Annotated in this window: 15 protein-coding genes; 12 read left to right on the forward strand and 3 right to left on the reverse strand. The window is 68.7% G+C overall.

Going from position 1 to position 18,788, the window contains the following annotated elements:
• Positions 1-135: 135 nt before the first annotated feature.
• Entirely contained in the window at positions 136-366 is a 231-nt protein-coding gene (locus N866_RS00255; protein WP_034221001.1) for a hypothetical protein, read from the forward strand.
• 44 nt (positions 367-410) lie between these two features.
• On the opposite strand, the gene N866_RS00260 is transcribed toward N866_RS00255, so the two are convergent.
• Positions 411-1,271 (reverse strand): ABC-2 transporter permease, encoded by an 861-nt coding sequence (locus N866_RS00260; RefSeq protein WP_052022166.1) that lies wholly within the window; start codon positions 1,269-1,271, stop codon positions 411-413.
• A complete protein-coding gene (locus tag N866_RS00265; RefSeq protein ID WP_034221151.1) occupies positions 1,271-2,194 on the reverse strand; it encodes an ABC transporter ATP-binding protein in 924 nt (307 codons plus the stop codon). The genes N866_RS00260 and N866_RS00265 overlap by 1 nt, the downstream gene beginning before the upstream one ends.
• 151 nt (positions 2,195-2,345) lie before the next feature.
• Here N866_RS00265 and N866_RS00270 point away from each other — a divergent pair, with 151 nt between their 5' ends.
• From N866_RS00270 to N866_RS19555, 4 genes are all read left to right on the forward strand, one after another.
• Positions 2,346-3,515 carry a sensor histidine kinase gene (locus N866_RS00270; protein WP_162177276.1) on the forward strand — a complete coding sequence of 390 codons (1,170 nt, stop codon included), beginning with the start codon at positions 2,346-2,348 and terminating at the stop codon, positions 3,513-3,515.
• A gap of 3 nt (positions 3,516-3,518) precedes the next feature.
• Positions 3,519-4,196 (forward strand): response regulator, encoded by a 678-nt coding sequence (locus N866_RS00275; protein WP_034221003.1) that lies wholly within the window; start codon positions 3,519-3,521, stop codon positions 4,194-4,196.
• Between the two features lie 129 nt (positions 4,197-4,325).
• Positions 4,326-7,007: an MMPL family transporter gene (locus N866_RS00280; protein ID WP_155855115.1), complete on the forward strand. Its 2,682-nt coding sequence runs from the start codon at positions 4,326-4,328 to the stop codon at positions 7,005-7,007.
• Entirely contained in the window at positions 7,004-7,600 is a 597-nt protein-coding gene (locus tag N866_RS19555; protein ID WP_052022169.1) for a TetR/AcrR family transcriptional regulator, read from the forward strand. Before N866_RS00280 ends, N866_RS19555 begins: the two co-directional genes overlap by 4 nt.
• 722 nt (positions 7,601-8,322) lie before the next feature.
• Here the strand turns inward: N866_RS19555 and N866_RS00295 are convergent.
• Positions 8,323-9,624, reverse strand: coding sequence for an NAD(P)/FAD-dependent oxidoreductase (locus tag N866_RS00295; RefSeq protein ID WP_034221159.1), 1,302 nt, complete (start codon positions 9,622-9,624; stop codon positions 8,323-8,325).
• Positions 9,625-9,862: 238 nt separating this feature from the next.
• Between N866_RS00295 and N866_RS00300 the strand changes: the two genes are divergently transcribed.
• The 7 genes from N866_RS00300 to N866_RS00330 all read left to right on the forward strand — a co-directional run bounded on the left by N866_RS00300 (position 9,863) and on the right by N866_RS00330 (position 18,765).
• Positions 9,863-11,092: an NAD(P)/FAD-dependent oxidoreductase gene (locus N866_RS00300; protein ID WP_034221008.1), complete on the forward strand. Its 1,230-nt coding sequence runs from the start codon at positions 9,863-9,865 to the stop codon at positions 11,090-11,092.
• A 90-nt stretch (positions 11,093-11,182) separates the two neighbouring features.
• Complete coding sequence (locus N866_RS00305) at positions 11,183-11,602, forward strand: membrane protein (RefSeq protein WP_034221011.1); 420 nt, start codon at positions 11,183-11,185, stop codon at positions 11,600-11,602.
• Between the two features lie 536 nt (positions 11,603-12,138).
• Positions 12,139-12,492 (forward strand): carboxymuconolactone decarboxylase family protein, encoded by a 354-nt coding sequence (locus tag N866_RS00310; RefSeq protein WP_034221013.1) that lies wholly within the window; start codon positions 12,139-12,141, stop codon positions 12,490-12,492.
• Entirely contained in the window at positions 12,489-15,281 is a 2,793-nt protein-coding gene (acnA, locus tag N866_RS00315) for an aconitate hydratase (protein WP_034221015.1), read from the forward strand. The genes N866_RS00310 and acnA overlap by 4 nt, the downstream gene beginning before the upstream one ends.
• 68 nt (positions 15,282-15,349) lie before the next feature.
• Positions 15,350-16,045 (forward strand): succinate dehydrogenase cytochrome b subunit, encoded by a 696-nt coding sequence (locus N866_RS00320; RefSeq protein WP_081802172.1) that lies wholly within the window; start codon positions 15,350-15,352, stop codon positions 16,043-16,045.
• 18 nt (positions 16,046-16,063) lie between these two features.
• Positions 16,064-18,019, forward strand: coding sequence for a fumarate reductase/succinate dehydrogenase flavoprotein subunit (locus N866_RS00325; protein ID WP_425393946.1), 1,956 nt, complete (start codon positions 16,064-16,066; stop codon positions 18,017-18,019).
• Positions 18,016-18,765: a succinate dehydrogenase/fumarate reductase iron-sulfur subunit gene (locus N866_RS00330; RefSeq protein ID WP_034221023.1), complete on the forward strand. Its 750-nt coding sequence runs from the start codon at positions 18,016-18,018 to the stop codon at positions 18,763-18,765. The genes N866_RS00325 and N866_RS00330 overlap by 4 nt, the downstream gene beginning before the upstream one ends.
• The last annotated feature ends 23 nt before the right edge of the window (positions 18,766-18,788 follow it).

The following is an 18,788-nucleotide window of genomic DNA, read 5'->3' on the forward strand; positions in this document are numbered from 1 at the left end:
CGTGACCGGTGGTCTGATGGTGACCGGCTGCACAGCCACGGAGCCGGACGACATCAAGTCGAAGAAGGAGCACCGGCAGACGCAGGCTCCCGTCGACGACGGCCTCGGGGACGACGAGGGGGCGGCGCCGACGGCGTGGTCTTCACCGAGAACCCGTACCCCTCCGGGCCGTCCGCCCAACATCTGATCGACGAGGCCGTGCCCGCTGGGGACCTCGACGAGCCGACGGGGTTGATGTACGGGGTCTGGGCACAGTTCCATGACCCGCGCCTACCGGATCGCGGTCAGCACCCGATCGAGGTCACCGCCTGGATCGCGCGGAGCCGCGACGGGCTTGAGCTCTTCGACACCACCGCGAAGGCGTAGGCCGGGCGCGACGTCCTCGTCGCCGCCGGCGCGACGCGGCGGGTTCACGCGTCGCGGGTGCGCAAGGACACGGCGGCGCCGATGACTGCGGCGAGGACCCAGGTCGTGAAGACCACCGCGCCGGTGGTGGCGTCCAGGAAGGCACCTGATGCGTCGGGGGTGAACGTGGTGAAGGAGTTGGCGGCGTTGGACGGCAGGAACTTCAGGACCCCGTCCCAGCTCTCCGGCAGCACCATCGTGGCCAGGGTGGGCAGGAAGACCACCCCTCCGATGAGGGCGGCGATGGACCCACCGATGCTGCGCAGCAGGACGCCGAGCGCCACGCCCGTGATCCCCAGGCCCGTGAGGTAGGCGGCCGTGCCGAGGACGGCACGCGCGACGCCGTCGTCGGACCACCCGACGGTGGTGGCCCCGGCGTCGCCGAGGACGGCCATGCCCGCGAAGAACACGACCAGCGTGGACGCGAGGACGACGACGCCCGTCAGAGCGCTGAACACGAGGATCTTGGCGGCGAGGACTGGCAGCCGCGCGGGCACGGCGGCGAGGGTCGAGCGGATGAGGCCGGAGGCGTACTCCCGCGCCCCGACGAGCGCGCCGGCCACGCCGACGAGCAGCAGCGCGGGGTGCGTCCCTGTGAACACGATCGAGAGGGGGTCACGGCCCTCTCCGCCGAAGCCCGGCCCAGAACCGTCAGTCGCACCGGACGCCGTGAGCGCGGCGACGACGCCGAAGCCCGCGGTGAGGACGACGATCGACGCCAGCATGATCCAGGTCGAGCGGAGGGTGACGGCCTTGATCCACTCGGACCGGAGGACCCGGGCGAAGGTCAGACTGACGTCCGCCCGTCGTTGGCCGGGAACGGGTACGGCGGGCGTGGCAGGTGTGGTCAGGGCGGTGGTGGTCATCAGGCAGCCTTGCTCGTGTCGGAGGAACCGTGGAAGGCCACGGCATCGGCGGTGAGGGTCATGAACGCCTCCTCCAGGGAGGGGGCGACGGGGACGAGTTCGTGGAGTTCAATGCCGTTCGCGGCGGCGATCCGCCCGATGGCGGACGCCGGAAGACCCTCGATGGCCAGCCTGTCCGGGGCGTCGGAGGAGACGGTGACCTCGGCGGCCGCGACGAGGCCACGCAGACGCATGGCGTCCGGCGAGATGACCCGCACGTGGTTCTTGGAGGCCTTGGCGATGAAGTCCTCCATCGGCAGGTCCGCGATGAGCTTGCCTCGGCCGATGACGATGAGGTGCTCAGCGGTGATCTCGAGCTCGGACATCAGGTGCGAGGACAGGAACACCGTGCGGCCCTCGCTCGCGAACTTGCGCAGCAGGTCCCGGATCCACAGGATGCCGTCCGGGTCCAGTCCGTTCACCGGCTCGTCGAGCATGAGGATCTGCGGGTCCGCGAGCAGGGCGGTGGCGATCCCGAGCCGCTGGCTCATGCCGAGGGAGAAGCCCTTGGCCGGCTTGTCCGCGACGTCGGTGAGGCCGACGACCTCGAGCAGCTCGTCTGCGCGGCCCTGTCCGATGCCCACGGTCGCCCCCAGCGCACGCAGGTGGTTGCGGGCCGAGCGGCCGCCGTCCACCGCGCGGGCGTCGAGGAGGGCCCCGATCTCAGCGATGGGGGCGGGGGAGTGTGCGTACGAGGTGCCGTTGACCGTGGCGTGCCCGGCTGTGGGCTTGTCGAGCCCGAGGATCATGCGCATCGTCGTGGACTTGCCGGCGCCGTTGGGTCCGAGGAAGCCGGTGACGACCCCGGGCCGGACGGCGAAGCTGATGCCGTCGACGGCGGTGACGTCGCCGAACGTCTTGGTGAGGTCGTGTACCTCGATCACGTGGTGCTCCTTCATTCGTGGCGGAGGCCGCACTGGACCTCGCGATGACACGAGTCTCGCGAGGCGCGGTCGTGATCGTCGTCGTCCCACCGTGGACGATCCCGGGTACCACGACCGTGGTACGTCGGGTGGCCGCCACTACAGTCGAGAGATGACCGTGCTGCGTTCGTGGTCTGCCGCTGTTGGGCGCCACACCGGGGCCTGGGACGTCGCACTCGCCACGTTGCTCGTCCTGGTCAGCCTGGTGGAACCAAGGATGGGCCGGGACGTGGGGCCCGCGCTCTCGGCCCTGCAGATCGGCTTCCTGGTGGTCGGTTCCGCCGCGCTCGCGCTGCGCCGCACCCACCCTGTGGCGGTCCTGACCGTCACGGTGCTCGCCGTCGGCGCGGTCGTCGCCCTCGGGGGCCTCAGCAGGTCAGGGGTGGCCGCGATCGGCATCGCCGGGTTCTCGGTGGGTGCGTGGACGGACCGGCGCACCACGTGGATCGCCGCACCCACGGCCGCCGCGGTGCTCCTGGGTGCCGCCCTGGTGGGTCCGCGGGAGGTGCCCTTCGTGGCGGAGTCGTTCGCCACCGTGTTCTGGGTGGGGCTGACCTTCGCCCTGGGCGATGCCTCCCGCAGCCGCCGCGCGTATGTCACGGCCGTGGAGGAGCGCGCGCGCCGGGCTGAGGAGTCCCGGGAGGAGGAGGCGCGCCGGCGCGTCGCCGAGGACCGCCTGTCCATCGCCCGCGACCTCCACGACGTCATCGCGCACCACATCGCCGTCATCAACGTCCAGGCGAACGTGGCCAACCACCTGCTCAGCACGGACCCGGACGTGGCTGCCGATGCCCTGTCCCACGTCCGGCGCTCCGCCCAGACGGTGCTCGCCGAGCTCGGCACCGTCCTGTCGGTCCTGCGCCACCCGGCCGATGTCGCCGCGCCTACCGACCCCATCCCGAACCTCGAGCGCCTCCCCGAACTCGTGGCCTCCTTCCGGGCGATCGGTCTGCCCGTCACCGTCACCGAGTCCGGTCCGGCGACGCCGTACGACCCGACGGTCGAACTGGTCGCCTATCGCGTGGTCCAGGAGTCCTTGACCAACGTCCACAAGCACAACCCGGGAGCGGCCACGAGCGTCACGCTCGAGCGTGATGAGGACGCCCTACGGGTCGAGGTCGTGAACGCCCCTGGGCACCCCGCCGCACCGCAGCCCGGAAACGGCTACGGCCTGATCGGCATGCGGGAGAGGGTCACGGCCATCGGGGGTACCGTCGAGGCCGGTCCCACCCCAGCGGGCAGCTTCCGCGTCCGCGCCGTCCTGCCCACCATTGCGGGCTGACCCGTGGTCCGCGTCCTCCTGGCCGACGACCAGTCCCTCATCCGCGCAGGATTCCGCGTGCTCCTCGACAGCGAGCCCGACCTCGAGGTGGTGGGCGAGGCGGCCACCGGGACCGCCGCCGTCGCACTGGCGCGCACGCTCCGGCCCGACGTCGTCCTCATGGACATCCGCATGCCCGAGCTCGACGGGCTCGGGGCCACCCGCCAGATCTGCGCCGATCCAGACCTCGCCCACACGAGGGTGCTCGTGCTGACCACCTTCGAGATCGACGAGTACGTCTTCGAGGCGCTGCGCGCCGGGGCGAGCGGGTTCCTCGGCAAGGGCGTGGAGCCGGCCGACCTCATCGCCGGGATCAGGGTGGTCGCCGCCGGTGAGGCACTGCTTTCCCCCGCGGCCACCCGCGGCCTGATCGCCCGGTTCCGCGACGACCCGGTCGCCGGAGCCTCGGGCTCCGACACCCTCGCAGCACTCACCGACCGCGAGCGCGGGATCCTCAGCCTCGTCGGGCAGGGCCTGTCGAACGAGGACATCGCCCGCGCCCTCCACCTCTCCCCGCTCACGGTCAAGACCCACGTGAACCGCGCGATGACGAAGCTCGGGGTACGCGACCGCGCCCAGCTCGTGGTCATCGCCTACCGGACCGGTCTGGTGCGCCCCGGCCCGGGTTCGGGCGACGCGTGAACGCGCGGCGGCCTCACCGGACCACGCCCTCGCCCTGACATCGGGCGTGCGCATCGGGCAAAATTGCTCATTGGGCAACGAGAGCTTAGGGTGGGGTCCCTCCACTACTCACCGATCGAGGGCGCTCCCATGTCTGCACTCCTGTACCGCCTGGGCAGGCGAGCCGCGCTGCGGCCGTTGATGCCGTTGTTGTCCTGGCTGTTCGTCATCCTGGCGGTGGTCGCCCTGCTCGTCACGCAGGCCCCCTCGATCTCCACCAGCCTCACCCTTGATGACGCCCCGGCCCAGCAGGTGCTGGACGAGGTGACCGAGGCGCTTCCCGAGGCGGGTGGCACCCAGGGCACCCTCGTCTTCCAGGCAGACGACGGTGGCCGTGTGGACACGCCCGTGCGTGCCGACGCCATCGACCGTGCCCTCGACACGGCCGCCGGGAGCGGCCTCGTCCAGGACCGTGACGCACGGCTGCTCGACCAGCAGGCCGACGTTGAGGTCACCGTGCGCGAGAACGTGGAGGCGCGCGTCGCTGACGACGTCACCGTGCGGATCGAGGAGCTGGTCGAGACGCTCGAGGGAGGCCTACCGGTCGATGGACCGGCCGCACAGGGCGAACAGGCCGCCCAGCTCGCGCCGCGGATCGCGGCGATCAGCGCCACCGCGCGCGATCTCCTGGCCGCACCGGATGATGAACTCATCAGCGGTTCCTCGGATCTCTTTGCCGACGTGGAACAGCTGCAGGCCGACCTGAGCCGGGCGGGCATGGACCTGGGCGTGCTCCCCGCTCCTGAGGATGGGATGTCGGACCCCGCGGCTGCCGTCGAGGCCGCCACGGCGACCGCGACAGCCGACGCGCTGGGGCGACTGGACTCTCTGCTGGGTGGTACGTCGCCCCGCGGCACCGAGCTCCTCACCTCCGACGGCGTTCGCCCGTCCGTGCTGGTCTCCGACGACGGCACCGCCGCGATCGCCTCGGTCCAGCTCAACGAGCAGGTCTCCGACCTCCCTGCGGGGAGCCTGGACGACCTGATGGCCTCGATCGACACGGTGGTGGCCGACGAAGGACTCACCGTCGCCGCGAGCAGCTCCCTGCAGCCTCTCGAGCCACCGATCGGCGGGCACGAGGCCATCGGCCTCGCCATCGCAGCGGTGGTCCTGATCATCACTCTCGGCTCGCTCGTGCTGGCCGGACTGCCCATCCTCCTGGCATTGGTGGGTGTGTTCATCGGTGTCGGCGGCGCGTACGCCCTCTCGGGGAACTTCGAGATGACCACGTCCACCCCCGCCCTCGGGCTCATGCTGGGCCTTGCCGTCGGGATCGACTACGCCCTGTTCATCGTCCACAAGCAGCGCTCACTGCAGGTCCGGTTCGGACTCGACACCATCGAGTCCACCGCCCGCGCGGTCGCCACCGCGGGTGGCGCGGTCCTCTTCGCGGGCGCCACCGTCGTCATCGCACTTCTGGGCCTGCTGACCCTGGGGATGGGCTTCGTCTCGACGATGGCGGTCACTGCCGCAGTCACCGTCGCGCTCGCCGTCGCGTTGGCACTGACCGCGCTGCCCGCCCTGCTCGGGCTGCTCGGACGCAGACGGCGACGTGCGGCACCCCAGCCTCAGGCCCGGCCCGAGCCGCAGCACGGGCATTCGCGTTTCGGACGGGCAGCCCAGCGGTGGATCACCGCCGTCACGGCCCGGCCGATCCTGACCATCGTGCTCGTCGGACTCGCGCTCGGCGCCCTCGCGGTCCCTGCCGGCCAGATGGAGCTCGGCATGCCGTCCGGGGCGGTCGCCGCTCCCGGGTCGGAGCAACGGACGGCGTATGACGCAGTGAGCGATGCCCTCGGTGAGGGTGCCAACGCACCGCTGGTCGTCGCGCTGACGCCGACGGATCCCGACGCCGTGGACCAGGACCGCCTCGAGGCGTGGCAGATCGAGCTCGCCGACCACGACAGTGCCTCCAACGTCCGTCTCATGGGCACCTCGGAGGACAGGTCCCTGGTCCTCTACACCGTCGTTCCCACCGCCGGTCCGACCGACCCCGGCACCGCCGACCTCGTCCATGCCGTTCGCGGCAGCGAGATCGCCGACGTCGAGCAGGTCGGCGTGACCGGGCTGACCGCCATCAACATCGACCTCTCCGAGTCGTTGAGAAGTGCGATTCCGGTCTACCTGGGGCTGGTGGCGCTGCTGTCGCTTGCCGTCCTGCTCCTGGTGTTCCGCTCCCTGGTGGTCCCCCTGGCGGCGACAGGCGGCTTCCTCCTGTCCATCGGCGCCACCCTGGGGCTCGTGGTGACCGCCTTCGGCAACCCTGACTTCACCTGGCTCGTGGGCGTGGACCGGGCAGGTCCCGTGCTGAGCTTCCTGCCGATCATGGCTACCGGCATCCTCTACGGCCTGGCCATGGACTACCAGGTGTTCCTCGGCACCTCGATACGCGAGGTCTACGTCCACGGCGCGTCCGCCCGGCAGGCCGTGGTCGACGGGTTCCACCACGCCAGCCGAGTCGTGGTGGCGGCCGCGGTGATCATGGTGTCAGTCTTCGCTGGCTTCGTGCTCAGCGACGACGCCATGATCCGCCAGTTCGGCTTCGCCCTGTCCGCCGGCATCCTCATCGACGCGTTCCTCATCCGCATGACGCTCATCCCTGCGATCCTCCACCTCGCGGGCGACAAGGCGTGGTGGCTACCCCGGTGGATGGACCGCATCCTGCCCGACCTGGACCTGGAGGGCACCCGGCTCGAGATTGCGCCCGCTCCCACCGAAGCTCGGACACCAGCGCCGACTGCCCCACCGCTCCATGAGAGATTGGTGCGGTGACTCCCGGGCTCCGAGACGCGAAGCGGGTCGCGGTCGCACGACGGCTCGCCCGGATCGCGTTCGAGCAGGTTCGCGACCGTGGGCTCGGTGAGGTCACCGTGGATGGCATCGTCGCCGAGGCGGAGGTGTCCCGGCGCACGTTCTCGAACTACTACCTGTGCAAGGAAGCCGCCGTCGCGGCGATCGTCGTGCACAGCGTTGAAGCGGCCCTCGCGGAATGGGACCCACCGGAGTCCGTGGACGTGCTCGACCTCGCCCGGGACCTCGTGGAGCATCAGCTCAGAACCGGGGCACTGAGGCAGCTCACCGCGGTGGCCACCCTGGCATCGGAGCATCCCCAGCTCGTCCCGTTCGTACGCGACGCACAGTGGCAGGTGTGGTCCGCCGCCGGGGACAAGATCCTCCAGGCGGTCCCCGATCCTGACAGCGCCGCCATCGAGACCCTGGGGCTGGTCGTCGGCGCCCTCTTCGGGATCGTCAGCGCCAGCCTGAACGCGACAGGTGTCCGCGACGGCGACGCTGCCCTGCTGCTGCACGCCTCAGCCCTGAGAGGCCTCGCACGACTCGAGCGAGGGCTCGGCCGTCCGCGCTGACCGCAACAACCAACCGCCGAAGGAACCAGCCGCGTGGCCCCTGACGACACACGTCGCCGCCACCACGCATGCTGATTGCTCCCGCCCAACTGGTGGCTCCACTCCTCGCCGTCCCCACCCGCGCCCGCGGCCGACGGGGAATGGCCCTGGGCACGACACGGAACCGAAGTGCGACTCATGGCGGACCGTCTGAAGACCACCCACGCCCAGGACCGCGAACTTGCAGACGAGCTGATGGCCCGTCACGCCGTAGTGGTCGACCAACTGGACCTTCCAGCGCGCGGAGTCGAGGTCGATGATGGCGGGCTTTCCCTGCTGACCCTCACGGCTGCGAGGTCGACCCGGTGGGGCACTTGTGGCGGGAGCGCACGAAGTCGAGCGCGGCGGGGAGGTGCTGGTCACGTGCCGTCGCGAACGCCGTGTGCAAGGGGCCCGGATTCCGCTACCTGGCCGAACTTGAGGACCCTGACCGTGCGAAGGCGTTGAAGCACCCTGCGGGCCTGGCGGACCTCTATTCGCCGACACTGCCGACGGCGACCAAGGACCCCGAGATCAGCGAAGCGGTCGTCCGTGCCACCCTCCTCCGCCGGTAAGGATGCCGTCGGACACGACGGTTGGCTCGTCTGCGCTGATGCGAGTGGCGCCGCCGCATCTCAGGGCGACGCGAGCCGGTCGCGGTACTGAGTGGTTGCGCCCTTCTGGTGCAGAGCCCGCTCGACGGGCTAGGACGTGGCGTCGAACTTCTTGCGGGGCTGCTCGATGATCGCGGGAGTCTCGCCGACGATCGCGTTCTGACTGTGGCGCCAGAAGAGATACTTCGCACCGAGGTTGATCATGGTGGCGAGTCGGTTGCGGTTGCCGAGCAGGCTGAAGACGTGGATCGTCACCCAGATCACCCACGCTGGGAAGCCCGTCAGTCGGGGTAGTCCGCTCACCTCGGCTACCGCGGAGCTGCGTCCGATCGTCGCGAGACTTCCTTTGTCGCGGTAACGAAATGCCGGCCGGGTCGTGCCCTTGATCTCGGCGTCGATCAACTCGCCAACGAACCTGCCGCCCTGAAGTGCAGGCTGCGCGAGCTGCGGAAGTGCGCGGTCGCCTTCCTCGACAGCCGCGTCGCCGATCGCGAACACACAGTTGAGGCCTTCGACCCGCAGGTGATCGTTCACGCTGATCCGGCCACCACGTCCCTGAGGCACTGCCCAGTTCTTCACCGTGTCGTGCGCGGTCACGCCGCTGGCCCACACCACGATCCCCGCCGGGAGAAACTCCTCCTCGTCACCGATCACGACGCCGTCAGCTCGCACTTCTCGGACCGCGGTATTGAGCCGCAGATCGACGCCGCGCTTCTCGAGCGCCTTCCTTGCATACTCCTGCAGGCTCTCGTGGAATGGTCCGAGCAGGCTCGGCATCCTTTCCACCAGCGTCACATGGATGCGCTTCGGATCGAGCTCGGGATAGGTCACGGACATGTCGTTGTTGCGCAACTCGGCGAACGCACCCGCTGTCTCCACGCCGGTCGCCCCACCACCGACGATGACGATCCGCAGCTCTTGATCCTTTCCATTGATTGCCGCCTGCTCGAGCTGTGCAAACATCGCGTCGCGAAGCTCGAGCGCCTGTAAGCGTTGGTACAGCGGCATGGCGTGCTCCTCAGCACCAGTGACGCCGAAGTAGTTCGTGGTCACGCCTGCGGCGATGACCAGGTAGTCATAGGCGAGCTGTTGACCGCCATCGAGACTGATCGTTTTCGCGACATGGTTCATGCGCAGCACTTTGCCCTTGAGGAACCGTACATTCTTCTGGTTTGAGCGAATGGCGCGTAGGAACCACGTGATATCGCCCGGGTTCAGCGTGGCGGTCGCGACTTGATACAGCAGCGGCTGGAACTGGTTGTAGGCGTGCTGGTCGATGAGGGTCACGTCGACGACGGTGTCTCGCAGCGCGCGGACCACTGCGAGCCCGCCGAATCCACCTCCGATGACGACGACCCGCGGACGGGCCGCCCGAGCGGGTGAGGCAGTCATCACGTCATCGTAGTCGGATCGATCGTCAGACCCGTGGCTGCGTCGCCGTCCAGGTGCGCCACCCGGCGGGGTCCCCCAGGTGGACTTTCGACGCCGCGGGTCTGGCGTGCACGGTGTATGTCATCAACGAGCTGTGGGACCTGCGTTGCCACTGTCTGCGATCTCGGAGACTCTGGTGGTGCGGAGGCGCTGCCTCTCGTTGCGGCGGCGAGCGAGTCGACGGGTGAGGTGAACTGAGATGGCCACCGACCAGGTGTTCGTCATTGTCGGCGCTGGAGAAGCTGGGGGCTCCGCCCTGCAAGTGCTGCGCGAGGAGGGGTTCGACGGGCGGCTGGTGCTCGTCGGCGCGGAGGAACACCTACCCTACGAACGCCCGCCCTTGTCGAAGTCGTACCTCAACGGAGAGCCGTACAAGTCCGAGGGGTCTCTGAAGGGCCAAGACTGGTACGACGGTCAGGGTGTCGACCTTCGTCTCGGCCGTCGGGCGGTGCGCCTGGACCGGTCCGCGCGCGAGGTCGTCCTCGACGACGAGGAGCGGTTGCGCTACGACAAGGTGTTGGTTGCCACCGGAGCGACCCCGCGACGGCTCGATGTCCCCGGCGGCGACCTTGGCGGCGTGCACTACCTCAGGACGCTCGAGGACTCGGAGCGCCTCGCGCACGCGCTGACAGCGAAAGCGCGAGTGGTGGTCGTCGGGGCCGGCTGGATCGGGCTGGAGGTTGCCGCGACCGCCCGCGGTCGCGACTGCACGGTCACCGTCATCGACCCGGCCGATGTGCCATTGAAGGCAGCCCTGGGGAATCGCATCGGTGGATTCTTCGCCGACCTGCACCGCCAGCACGGGGTCGGGTTCCAGCTCGGAGGCACCGTGACCGAGCTGCGCGGGCACCAGAACGTCGAGGGTGTCGTGATGGACGACGGGACCGAGCTCCGCGCGGACCTGGTCGTGGTCGGAGTCGGCGTTCACCCGGTGGTCGACCTGCTCGGAGCGGACTTGCTCGCGAATGACGGCGGAGTACGGGTCGATACTCAGATGCGTACCGAGGATCCTGATGTGTTTGTGGCTGGGGACATCGCCAGCGTTGAGAACCCGCTCTACGGTCGTCGGATCCGGGTCGAGCACTGGGCGAACGCCCTGATGGGCGGCCAGATCGCCGCCCGGTCGATGATGGGCCACGCCTCCGACTTCGACCCGGCACCGTTCTTCTTCACCGACCAGTACGACATCGGCATGGAGTACGCCGGGTGGGCGCCGGCAACCGCCGCCGACCCGCTGATCCGCGGTGATCTCTTGGGGAACGCCTTCCACGCATTCTGGCTCGTTGACGACGTCGTCGTCGCGGGTATGCATGTCAACGGTTGGGAGGAAGGCATCGAACCTGTGCAGAAGTTGATCCGGGGCCGGGTACGGGTAGATCGAGACCGGCTCGTCGACCTCACCGTGCCGTTGGCGGACCTGCTGCCATGACATGACCGTTCAACGTCCGTGCATCAGCGCAAAGATGGGGTCCCTACCTCCGTAGCGACGTAGCGGGACCTCCACACCGAGAGGATCGTCATGGCTGTCAAGCTCCACCACCTCCCGCCCCGCCTCGCCTGCGGGGCCTTCATCCTGAACACCGGGATCTCGAAGCGGTCGCTAGACGTCGAGGCGGCGACGGGTCTCCGGGACCAGGCGACCAACGCCTACCCGGTGCTGAAGAACGTCGATCCGGTCCGCTTCGGCAAGGCCCTGTCCACCTTCGAGATCGTGCTCGGCTTGAGCCTGCTGGTTCCGCGCGTGCCCACGTGGGTGGGAGCGGCCGGGCTGAGCGGGTTCTCGGCGGCGTTGATGGGCGTCTACCTCAAGACCCCGGGCATGACCCGCGAGGACGGCATCCGCCCGGCGCCTGCAGGGATGGGCATCGCTCGCGACATCTTCATGCTCGGCAGCGGGCTCGGGCTCGTCATCGAGGAGTTGACCACCCGTCGCCGCTGAGGACCTGACGGTGATGCATAGCGACGCACCACGTAGTGGGAGCGGGGCTGCGCGAGTCGGCGTCCGAGGGCTGCAAGTACGGAGAACGCCCGCGTCGACTCCCGCCGCCGTGTCCTGGACGTGTTCCGCGCCGCAGAGTCAGGAGGGGGAGTGAGGCACGTCGCCGAACACACCGGCTTGCACCCCCACACCGTCCGCTTCCACCTCGAGCGGCTCGTGGACGACGGGCTCATCGGTCTTTGCGGGTACCGATCCCGCCCAGGTCCTCACCCTTGGACAGCTGGGCCCGAGCTCTCACAGCGCGCCAGGGTGGACGCTCGAGGGCGCCGGTTCCCGTAGGTCGTCCGGGCCAGGACCGGTACTGCGCGGAACCTCGCTGGTGGCCATGGGCTCGGACGCGAACAAGGGACCGAGGTCCTGTCCACGATTGTCGAATACCGTTTCGGGGGACCATTATACGGAGACGAGGTCCAGGTCTGTGCCGCCACCCGTCGGCAGGGTTGGAACGCCCACCCCGATGTTCCCGGGAGTCCCTGATGGCCGAGCCCCTGTTCCCGCCGACCACGCGGCACGTGACGGCCCGCCGCGAAGAGCTCGCGCCGGACGTCCACGAGGCGTGGAACCGCTTCAGCCAGGCGGTCTTCGCCGCCGGCGCCCTGGAGGAGAAGATCAAGCAACTGATCGCCGTCGCGGTCGCGCACGTGACCCAGTGCCCGTACTGCATCACCGGGCACTCCAAGCTTGCCCAGCGCAAGGGCGCCACCGATGAGGAGATCATGGAAGCGATCTGGGTCGCCGCCGAGATGCGGGCTGGTGGTGCCTACGCCCACTCCACGATCGCGCTCAACGCGATCGGTGCGCACACCCACGGCGGCAAGGCGCAGCCATGAGCAGGAACACGTTCGGGAGCCGCGACCAGCTCACCGTCGGTGACGTCGTCTACGACATCTTCCGCCTGGACCAGGTCGAGGGCTCGGCTCGCCTGCCGTACAGCTTGAAGGTGCTGCTGGAGAACCTGCTGCGCAACGAGGACGGACGCCTGGTCACCGCCGCGCAAGTGCGTGCCTTGGCCACCTGGGATCCTTCCGCCACGGCCGGGACCAGCACGGAGATCCAGTTCACTCCGGCGCGGGTGCTGATGCAGGACTTCACGGGGGTGCCGTGCGTGGTGGACCTGGTCGCCATGCGTGACGCCATGACGGCGGTCGGCGGGGATCCGGCGAGGATCAACCCGCTGATCCCGACCGATCTGGTCATCGACCACTCGGTGATCGCTGACGTCTTCGGCCGTGCCGATGCCTTCCGGATCAACGCCGACCTGGAGTTCGAGCGCAATCACGAACGCTATGAGCTCCTGCGGTGGGGTCAGCAGGCATTCGACAGCTTCCGGGTGGTGCCCCCGGATACCGGGATCTGCCACCAGGTGAATCTGGAGTACCTCGCCCGGGTCGTCTTCACCAGAGACGGGCCCCAACGGCCGGTGGCCTACCCGGATACGGTCGTAGGCACGGATTCCCACACCCCGATGATCAACGGTCTGGGTGTGCTGGGTTGGGGTGTCGGTGGCATCGAGGCGGAGGCTGCCATGCTGGGCCAGCCGATGAGCATGCTCATCCCGCACGTCGTCGGCCTGAAGCTGACCGGTGAGCTGCCTGAGGGCACCACTGCCACCGATCTGGTGCTGACGGTGGCTGAGCTCCTGCGACGGACACGCGTGGTGGGGAAGTTCGTGGACTTCTTCGGGCCCGGCGTGGCTAGCGTGCCCCTGGCCACCCGCGCCACCCTAGGCAACATGAGCCCGGAGTATGGCTCCACGGTGACCATTTTTCCGGTTGATGACGAGACGCTGGACTACCTTCGTCTGACCGGCCGTCCGGCGCACCAGATCGACCTGGTGGAGGCCTACGCCAAGGAGCAGGGACTGTGGCACGACGCCGACCGCGTCCCGGACTACTCACAGATCGTGGAGCTCGACCTGTCCAGCGTCGAGCCGTCCTTGGCCGGGCCCACGCGGCCGCAGGACCGCATCCCCCTGAAGTCTGCCCAGCGCGCCGTGCGTGGCCTGCTGGCCGGGCAGACCCACGCCGAGGCGGTCCGGGGTGGGCTGGACGAGGCTTCGGCGGACTCGTTCCCGGCTAGCGATCCGATCGCGGTCAGCGCCCGGATCAGCAGGGACGAACCACCGCACACCGGTAGCTACGACGAGCCGAAGACGTGGCCCTCTGACCCGACGCAGATCCTGCTGGATGGCACCACGGCGAGCATCGACCACGGCGACGTGGTCATCGCGGCGATCACCTCCTGCACCAACACCTCCAACCCGTCGGTGATGATCGGTGCCGGGCTGCTGGCCAAGAAGGCCGTCGAACGGGGCCTGCGGTCCAAGCCATGGGTCAAGACCACCCTGGCTCCAGGCTCGCGCGTGGTCACCGACTACTACGAGCGGGCCGGGCTCACCCCGTACCTCGACCGGCTCGGCTTCAACCTCGTCGGGTACGGGTGCACCACCTGCATCGGCAACTCCGGACCGCTGATCCCCGAGGTCAGCGCCGCCGTCGCCGAGCACGACCTCACGGTCGCCTCGGTCCTGTCCGGTAACCGGAACTTCGAGGGCCGCATCCACGCCGAGACGACGATGAACTTCCTGACCTCACCGCCCCTGGTGATCGCCTACGCGCTGGTCGGCACCATGCACACGGATCTGCTGCGTGAGCCCCTTGGGCAGGATGACGACGGGCAGGACGTCTACCTGCGCGACATCTGGCCGACCACCGCCGAGATCAAGGCCGTCGTCGATGCCAACGTCGAGGCCGGCATGTTCACCGCCGGGTATGCGGATGTCCTGACCGGCGACGTGAACTGGCGTGGCATGGCGCCGAACGACTCCCAGACCTTCAGCTGGGACCCGGCCTCGACCTACGTTCGCCGACCCCCGTACTTCGACGGGATGCCCACGGAGCCAGAGCCGGTGCGCGACATCAACGGGGCACGGGTGCTGGTCCATCTCGGCGACTCGGTTACCACCGATCACATCTCTCCCGCCGGCGCGATCAAGGCCGACTCCCCAGCCGGTCGTTACCTCCTCGAGCACCGAGTCGAACCGAAGGACTTCAACTCCTACGGCTCACGCCGCGGCAACCACGACGTGATGATCCGCGGAACCTTCGCCAACATCAGGCTGCGCAACAAGCTCGTGCCCGGTACAGAGGGCGGATACACCCGACTGCCCGGCGGACAAGAGCAGAGCATCTTCGACGCCGCCCAGGCCTACGCACGGGACGACGTCCCGCTTCTCGTGCTGGCCGGCTCGGACTACGGCTCCGGATCCTCGCGGGACTGGGCCGCCAAGGGCACCAAGCTGCTCGGCGTCAAAGCAGTCCTGGCCACCTCCTTCGAACGGATCCACCGGTCGAACCTCATCGGCATGGGAGTCCTGCCCCTGCAGTTCCAGGAGGGTCAGTCCGCCGAGGAGCTAGGGCTGAGCGGGGAGGAGATCTACTCCATCCTCGGCTTCGAGGACGCCGACGAGCTGCCCCGAGAGGTCACCGTGCGCGTCGACACCGACGGTCAGATCCGCGACCTGACCGCGAGGGTGCGGATCGACACCCCTGCCGAGGCCGCCTACTACCGCCACGGCGGGATCCTGCCCTACGTGCTTCGCCAGATGCTCCTGGCGTGAGCGCTCGAGATGGGCCCGGCCCAGTACGGACTTCCTGGCCTGCATTTCGGTAGACGAGAGGGAGCGGCGTGGCCACAACTACTGCTGCGGCGAGAGTGCGCAAGGCCAGGCGGACGAGCGTCGGTCTGAAGCTCGCGATGGCGATCACCGGCGGGCTCTTCGTGCTCTACGTGCTGGCGCACATGTACGGCAACCTCAAGGTGTTCTCCGGGCAGGAGGCCTTCGATGGCTACGCCCACCACCTGCGGGAGCTGGGTGAGCCGCTGCTGCCGTACTCAGGGTTCCTGTGGGTCATGCGCATCGGTCTGGTCGTGGCCCTGGTGGTGCACGTGTGGGCGGCGGTGAGCCTGTGGAGACGGGCGAACCACGCCAGGAGCACTCGGTACGTGAAGTTCAGACCGGTGCAGGCGACCTGGTCCTCGCGAACCATGCGCTGGGGCGGGGTGGCGCTCCTCCTCTTCGTGATCTTCCACCTCCTGCAGTTCACCACGATGACCATCCAGGTCGGCGGCAGCTTCGACAGCCCTTACGACCGCGTCGTCGCCGCCTTCTCGACCTGGTACATCCTGGCGATCTACGTACTGTCGATGCTCGCTCTGGGCATGCACTTGCGGCACGGGATCTGGAGTGCCGTACAGACGCTCGGCTGGTCCACGCGCCGGCGTGAACCGGCCATCAAGCGGACCGCACTGGTGATCGCGCTGATCATCGTGGTGGGCTTCCTGGTTCCCCCGATCGCGATCTTCCTCGGCGTGCTGGAGTGAGATGGGTGAGGAGAAATGGTGACTGAGACTCTCGTCGATGGGCTCTATCGCGAGGGTGCGCCCATCCTGGACACGACGGCCCCCACCGGTCCGATCGAGCAGCGGTGGTCGGAGCGCACGTTCAGCGCCCGCCTCGTGAACCCCGCCAACCGGCGCAAGCTGAAGGTCATCATCATCGGGACTGGCTTGGCCGGAGCCTCAGCCGGGGCCACGCTGGGTGAGGCTGGCTACCAGGTGACGTCGTTCTGCTACCAGGACAGTCCGCGCCGAGCGCACTCGATCGCGGCCCAAGGTGGCATCAACGCGTCGAAGAACTACCGCAACGACGGCGACTCCACGTACCGGCTCTTCTACGACACGATCAAGGGCGGCGACTTCCGGTCCCGGGAGTCCAACGTCTACCGGTTGGCCGAGTTGAGCGGCAACATCATCGACCAGTGCGTGGCCCAGGGCGTGCCGTTCGCGCGGGAGTACGGCGGCCTCCTCGACAATCGCTCGTTCGGCGGGGTGCAGGTCTCCCGCACGTTCTACGCCCGTGGCCAGACCGGTCAGCAGCTCTTGCTGGGCGCCTACCAGGCGCTGGAGCGGCAGATCTCCGCCGGGACCGTCGCGATGTACACCCGCCACGAGATGCTCGAGCTCGTGGTCATCGACGGACGGGCGCGCGGCGTCATCGTGCGTGACATGGTCACCGGTCAGATCGAGACCCATCTCGCCGATGCGGTCGTGCTGGCGACCGGTGGCTACAGCAACGTCTTCTTCCTCTCCACGAACGCGATGGGCTGCAACGCGACCGCGATCTGGCGGGCTCATCGCCAGGGGGCCCTGTTCGCCAATCCCTGCTACACGCAGATCCACCCCACCTGCATCCCGGTGTCGGGGGAGTACCAGTCCAAGCTGACGCTCATGTCGGAGTCGCTGCGCAACGACGGGCGGATCTGGGTACCTGCGGCCAAGGCGGACGCGCGTGACCCCCGCGAGATCCCCGAGGACCAGCGCGACTACTACCTCGAGCGCACCTACCCGGCGTTCGGCAACCTCGTGCCGCGGGACATCGCGTCCCGGGCAGCCAAGAAGGTCTGTGACGAGGGCCGCGGGGTGGGTCCCACCGGTCTGGGTGTCTACCTCGACTTCGCCGATTCCATCCAGCGGCTCGGTAAGGAAACTGTGATCGCCCGGTACGGCAACTTGTTCGACATGTACCAGCGCATCACCGGTGAGGACCCGTACGAGGTGCCGATGCGGATCTACCCCGCGGTGCACTACACGATGGGCGGGCTGTGGGTGGACTACGACCTGCAGTCCAACCTCCCGGGCCTGTTCGTGGTGGGTGAGGCCAACTTCTCCGACCACGGTGCCAACCGGTTGGGTGCCTCGGCGTTGATGCAGGGTCTGGCGGACGGCTACTTCGTGCTGCCGAACACCATCAACGACTACCTCGCGGCAGGACCGTACAAGGCGGTCGACGACGACGACCCGGCCGTCGCCCAGGCGGTCGGCACGGTGCGCAGCCGGATCGCGACCTTTCTTGTCGCGCAGGGCACGCGATCCGTTGACTCCTTCCACAAGGAGCTCGGCCAGATCATGTGGGAGTACTGCGGCATGGAGCGCACCGAGGAGGGGCTGCGGCACGCGATCGGGCGCATCCGGGCGCTGCGGGCCAGCTTCCGGGCCGACGTGCGCGTGCTCGGTGAGGCGGAGGAGCTCAACCAGTCGCTCGAGAAGGCGGGGCGGGTGGCGGACTTCATGGAGCTGGCCGAGCTGATGTGCATCGATGCGCTGCACCGCCGCGAGTCGTGCGGCGGACATTTCCGTGCCGAGAGCCAGACCTCAGCCGGGGAGGCGCTGCGTGACGACGAACGGTTCGCCTACGTCGCGGCCTGGCAGTGGACTGGCGACGCCAACCCACCGACTCTGCGCAAAGAGGACCTCCACTACGACTACGTCGAGCTCAAGCAACGGAGCTACACGTGAGGATCACGCTGAACGTCTGGCGGCAGCAGAACGCACAGGCGCCGGGTCGGATCGTCTCCTACCCGCGCCAGGACGTGTCACCGGAGATGTCGTTCCTCGAGCTGCTCGACGTCCTGAACGAGGACCTCATCGCGCAGGGCGACGAGCCGATCGCGTTTGACCACGACTGCCGCGAGGGCATCTGCGGGCAGTGCGGGGTGATGATCGACGGCGTCGCCCATGGCCCGCAGCGCATCACCACCTGTCAGCTGCACATGCGCTCGTTCGCCGACGGCGACACCATCACGGTCGAGCCCTGGCGTGCCGACCCATTCCCGGTCATCAAGGACCTGGTCGTCGACCGGCGCGCGTTGGACCGCATCATCTCCTCCGGTGGCTACGTCAGCGTCAACACCGGGTCTGCGCCCGACGCGCACGCCACGCCGTTGCCCAAGGAGAACGCGGACCGCGCGTTCGAGGCGGCGGCCTGCATCGGATGCGGCGCCTGCGTGGCCGCATGCCCCAACGCCTCGGCCATGCTGTTCACCGCCGCCAAGGTCACGCATCTGGGCGAGCTCCCCCAAGGCCAGCCTGAACGCGCGGCCCGGGTCGTCTCCATGCTGGACAGCCACGACGCCGAAGGCTTCGGTGGATGCACGAACATCGGAGAGTGCGCTGCGGTGTGCCCGGCCGGGGTGCCGCTCGACACGATCTCCCAGCTCAATGTCGACCTGCTCGGTGCACTGAGCCCGCGACGTCCCGGGTGAGCCTGACCCGACGACGACACCGC

The organism is Actinotalea ferrariae CF5-4 (assembly GCF_000603945.1).
Lineage (GTDB): Bacteria > Actinomycetota > Actinomycetes > Actinomycetales > Cellulomonadaceae > Actinotalea > Actinotalea ferrariae.

What these genes read in the sequence shown, in the direction of transcription:
- N866_RS00270 (WP_162177276.1), top strand. Translation starts at nt 2,346, where the DNA reads ATGACCGTGCTGCGTTCGTGGTCTGCCGCTGTTGGGCGCCACACCGGG.
- N866_RS00300 (WP_034221008.1), top strand. Translation starts at nt 9,863, where the DNA reads ATGGCCACCGACCAGGTGTTCGTCATTGTCGGCGCTGGAGAAGCTGGG.
- N866_RS00310 (WP_034221013.1), top strand. Translation starts at nt 12,139, where the DNA reads ATGGCCGAGCCCCTGTTCCCGCCGACCACGCGGCACGTGACGGCCCGC.
- N866_RS00260 (WP_052022166.1), bottom strand. Translation starts at nt 1,271, where the DNA reads ATGACCACCACCGCCCTGACCACACCTGCCACGCCCGCCGTACCCGTT.
- N866_RS00280 (WP_155855115.1), top strand. Translation starts at nt 4,326, where the DNA reads ATGTCTGCACTCCTGTACCGCCTGGGCAGGCGAGCCGCGCTGCGGCCG.
- acnA (WP_034221015.1), top strand. Translation starts at nt 12,489, where the DNA reads ATGAGCAGGAACACGTTCGGGAGCCGCGACCAGCTCACCGTCGGTGAC.
- N866_RS00295 (WP_034221159.1), bottom strand. Translation starts at nt 9,624, where the DNA reads ATGACTGCCTCACCCGCTCGGGCGGCCCGTCCGCGGGTCGTCGTCATC.
- N866_RS00305 (WP_034221011.1), top strand. Translation starts at nt 11,183, where the DNA reads ATGGCTGTCAAGCTCCACCACCTCCCGCCCCGCCTCGCCTGCGGGGCC.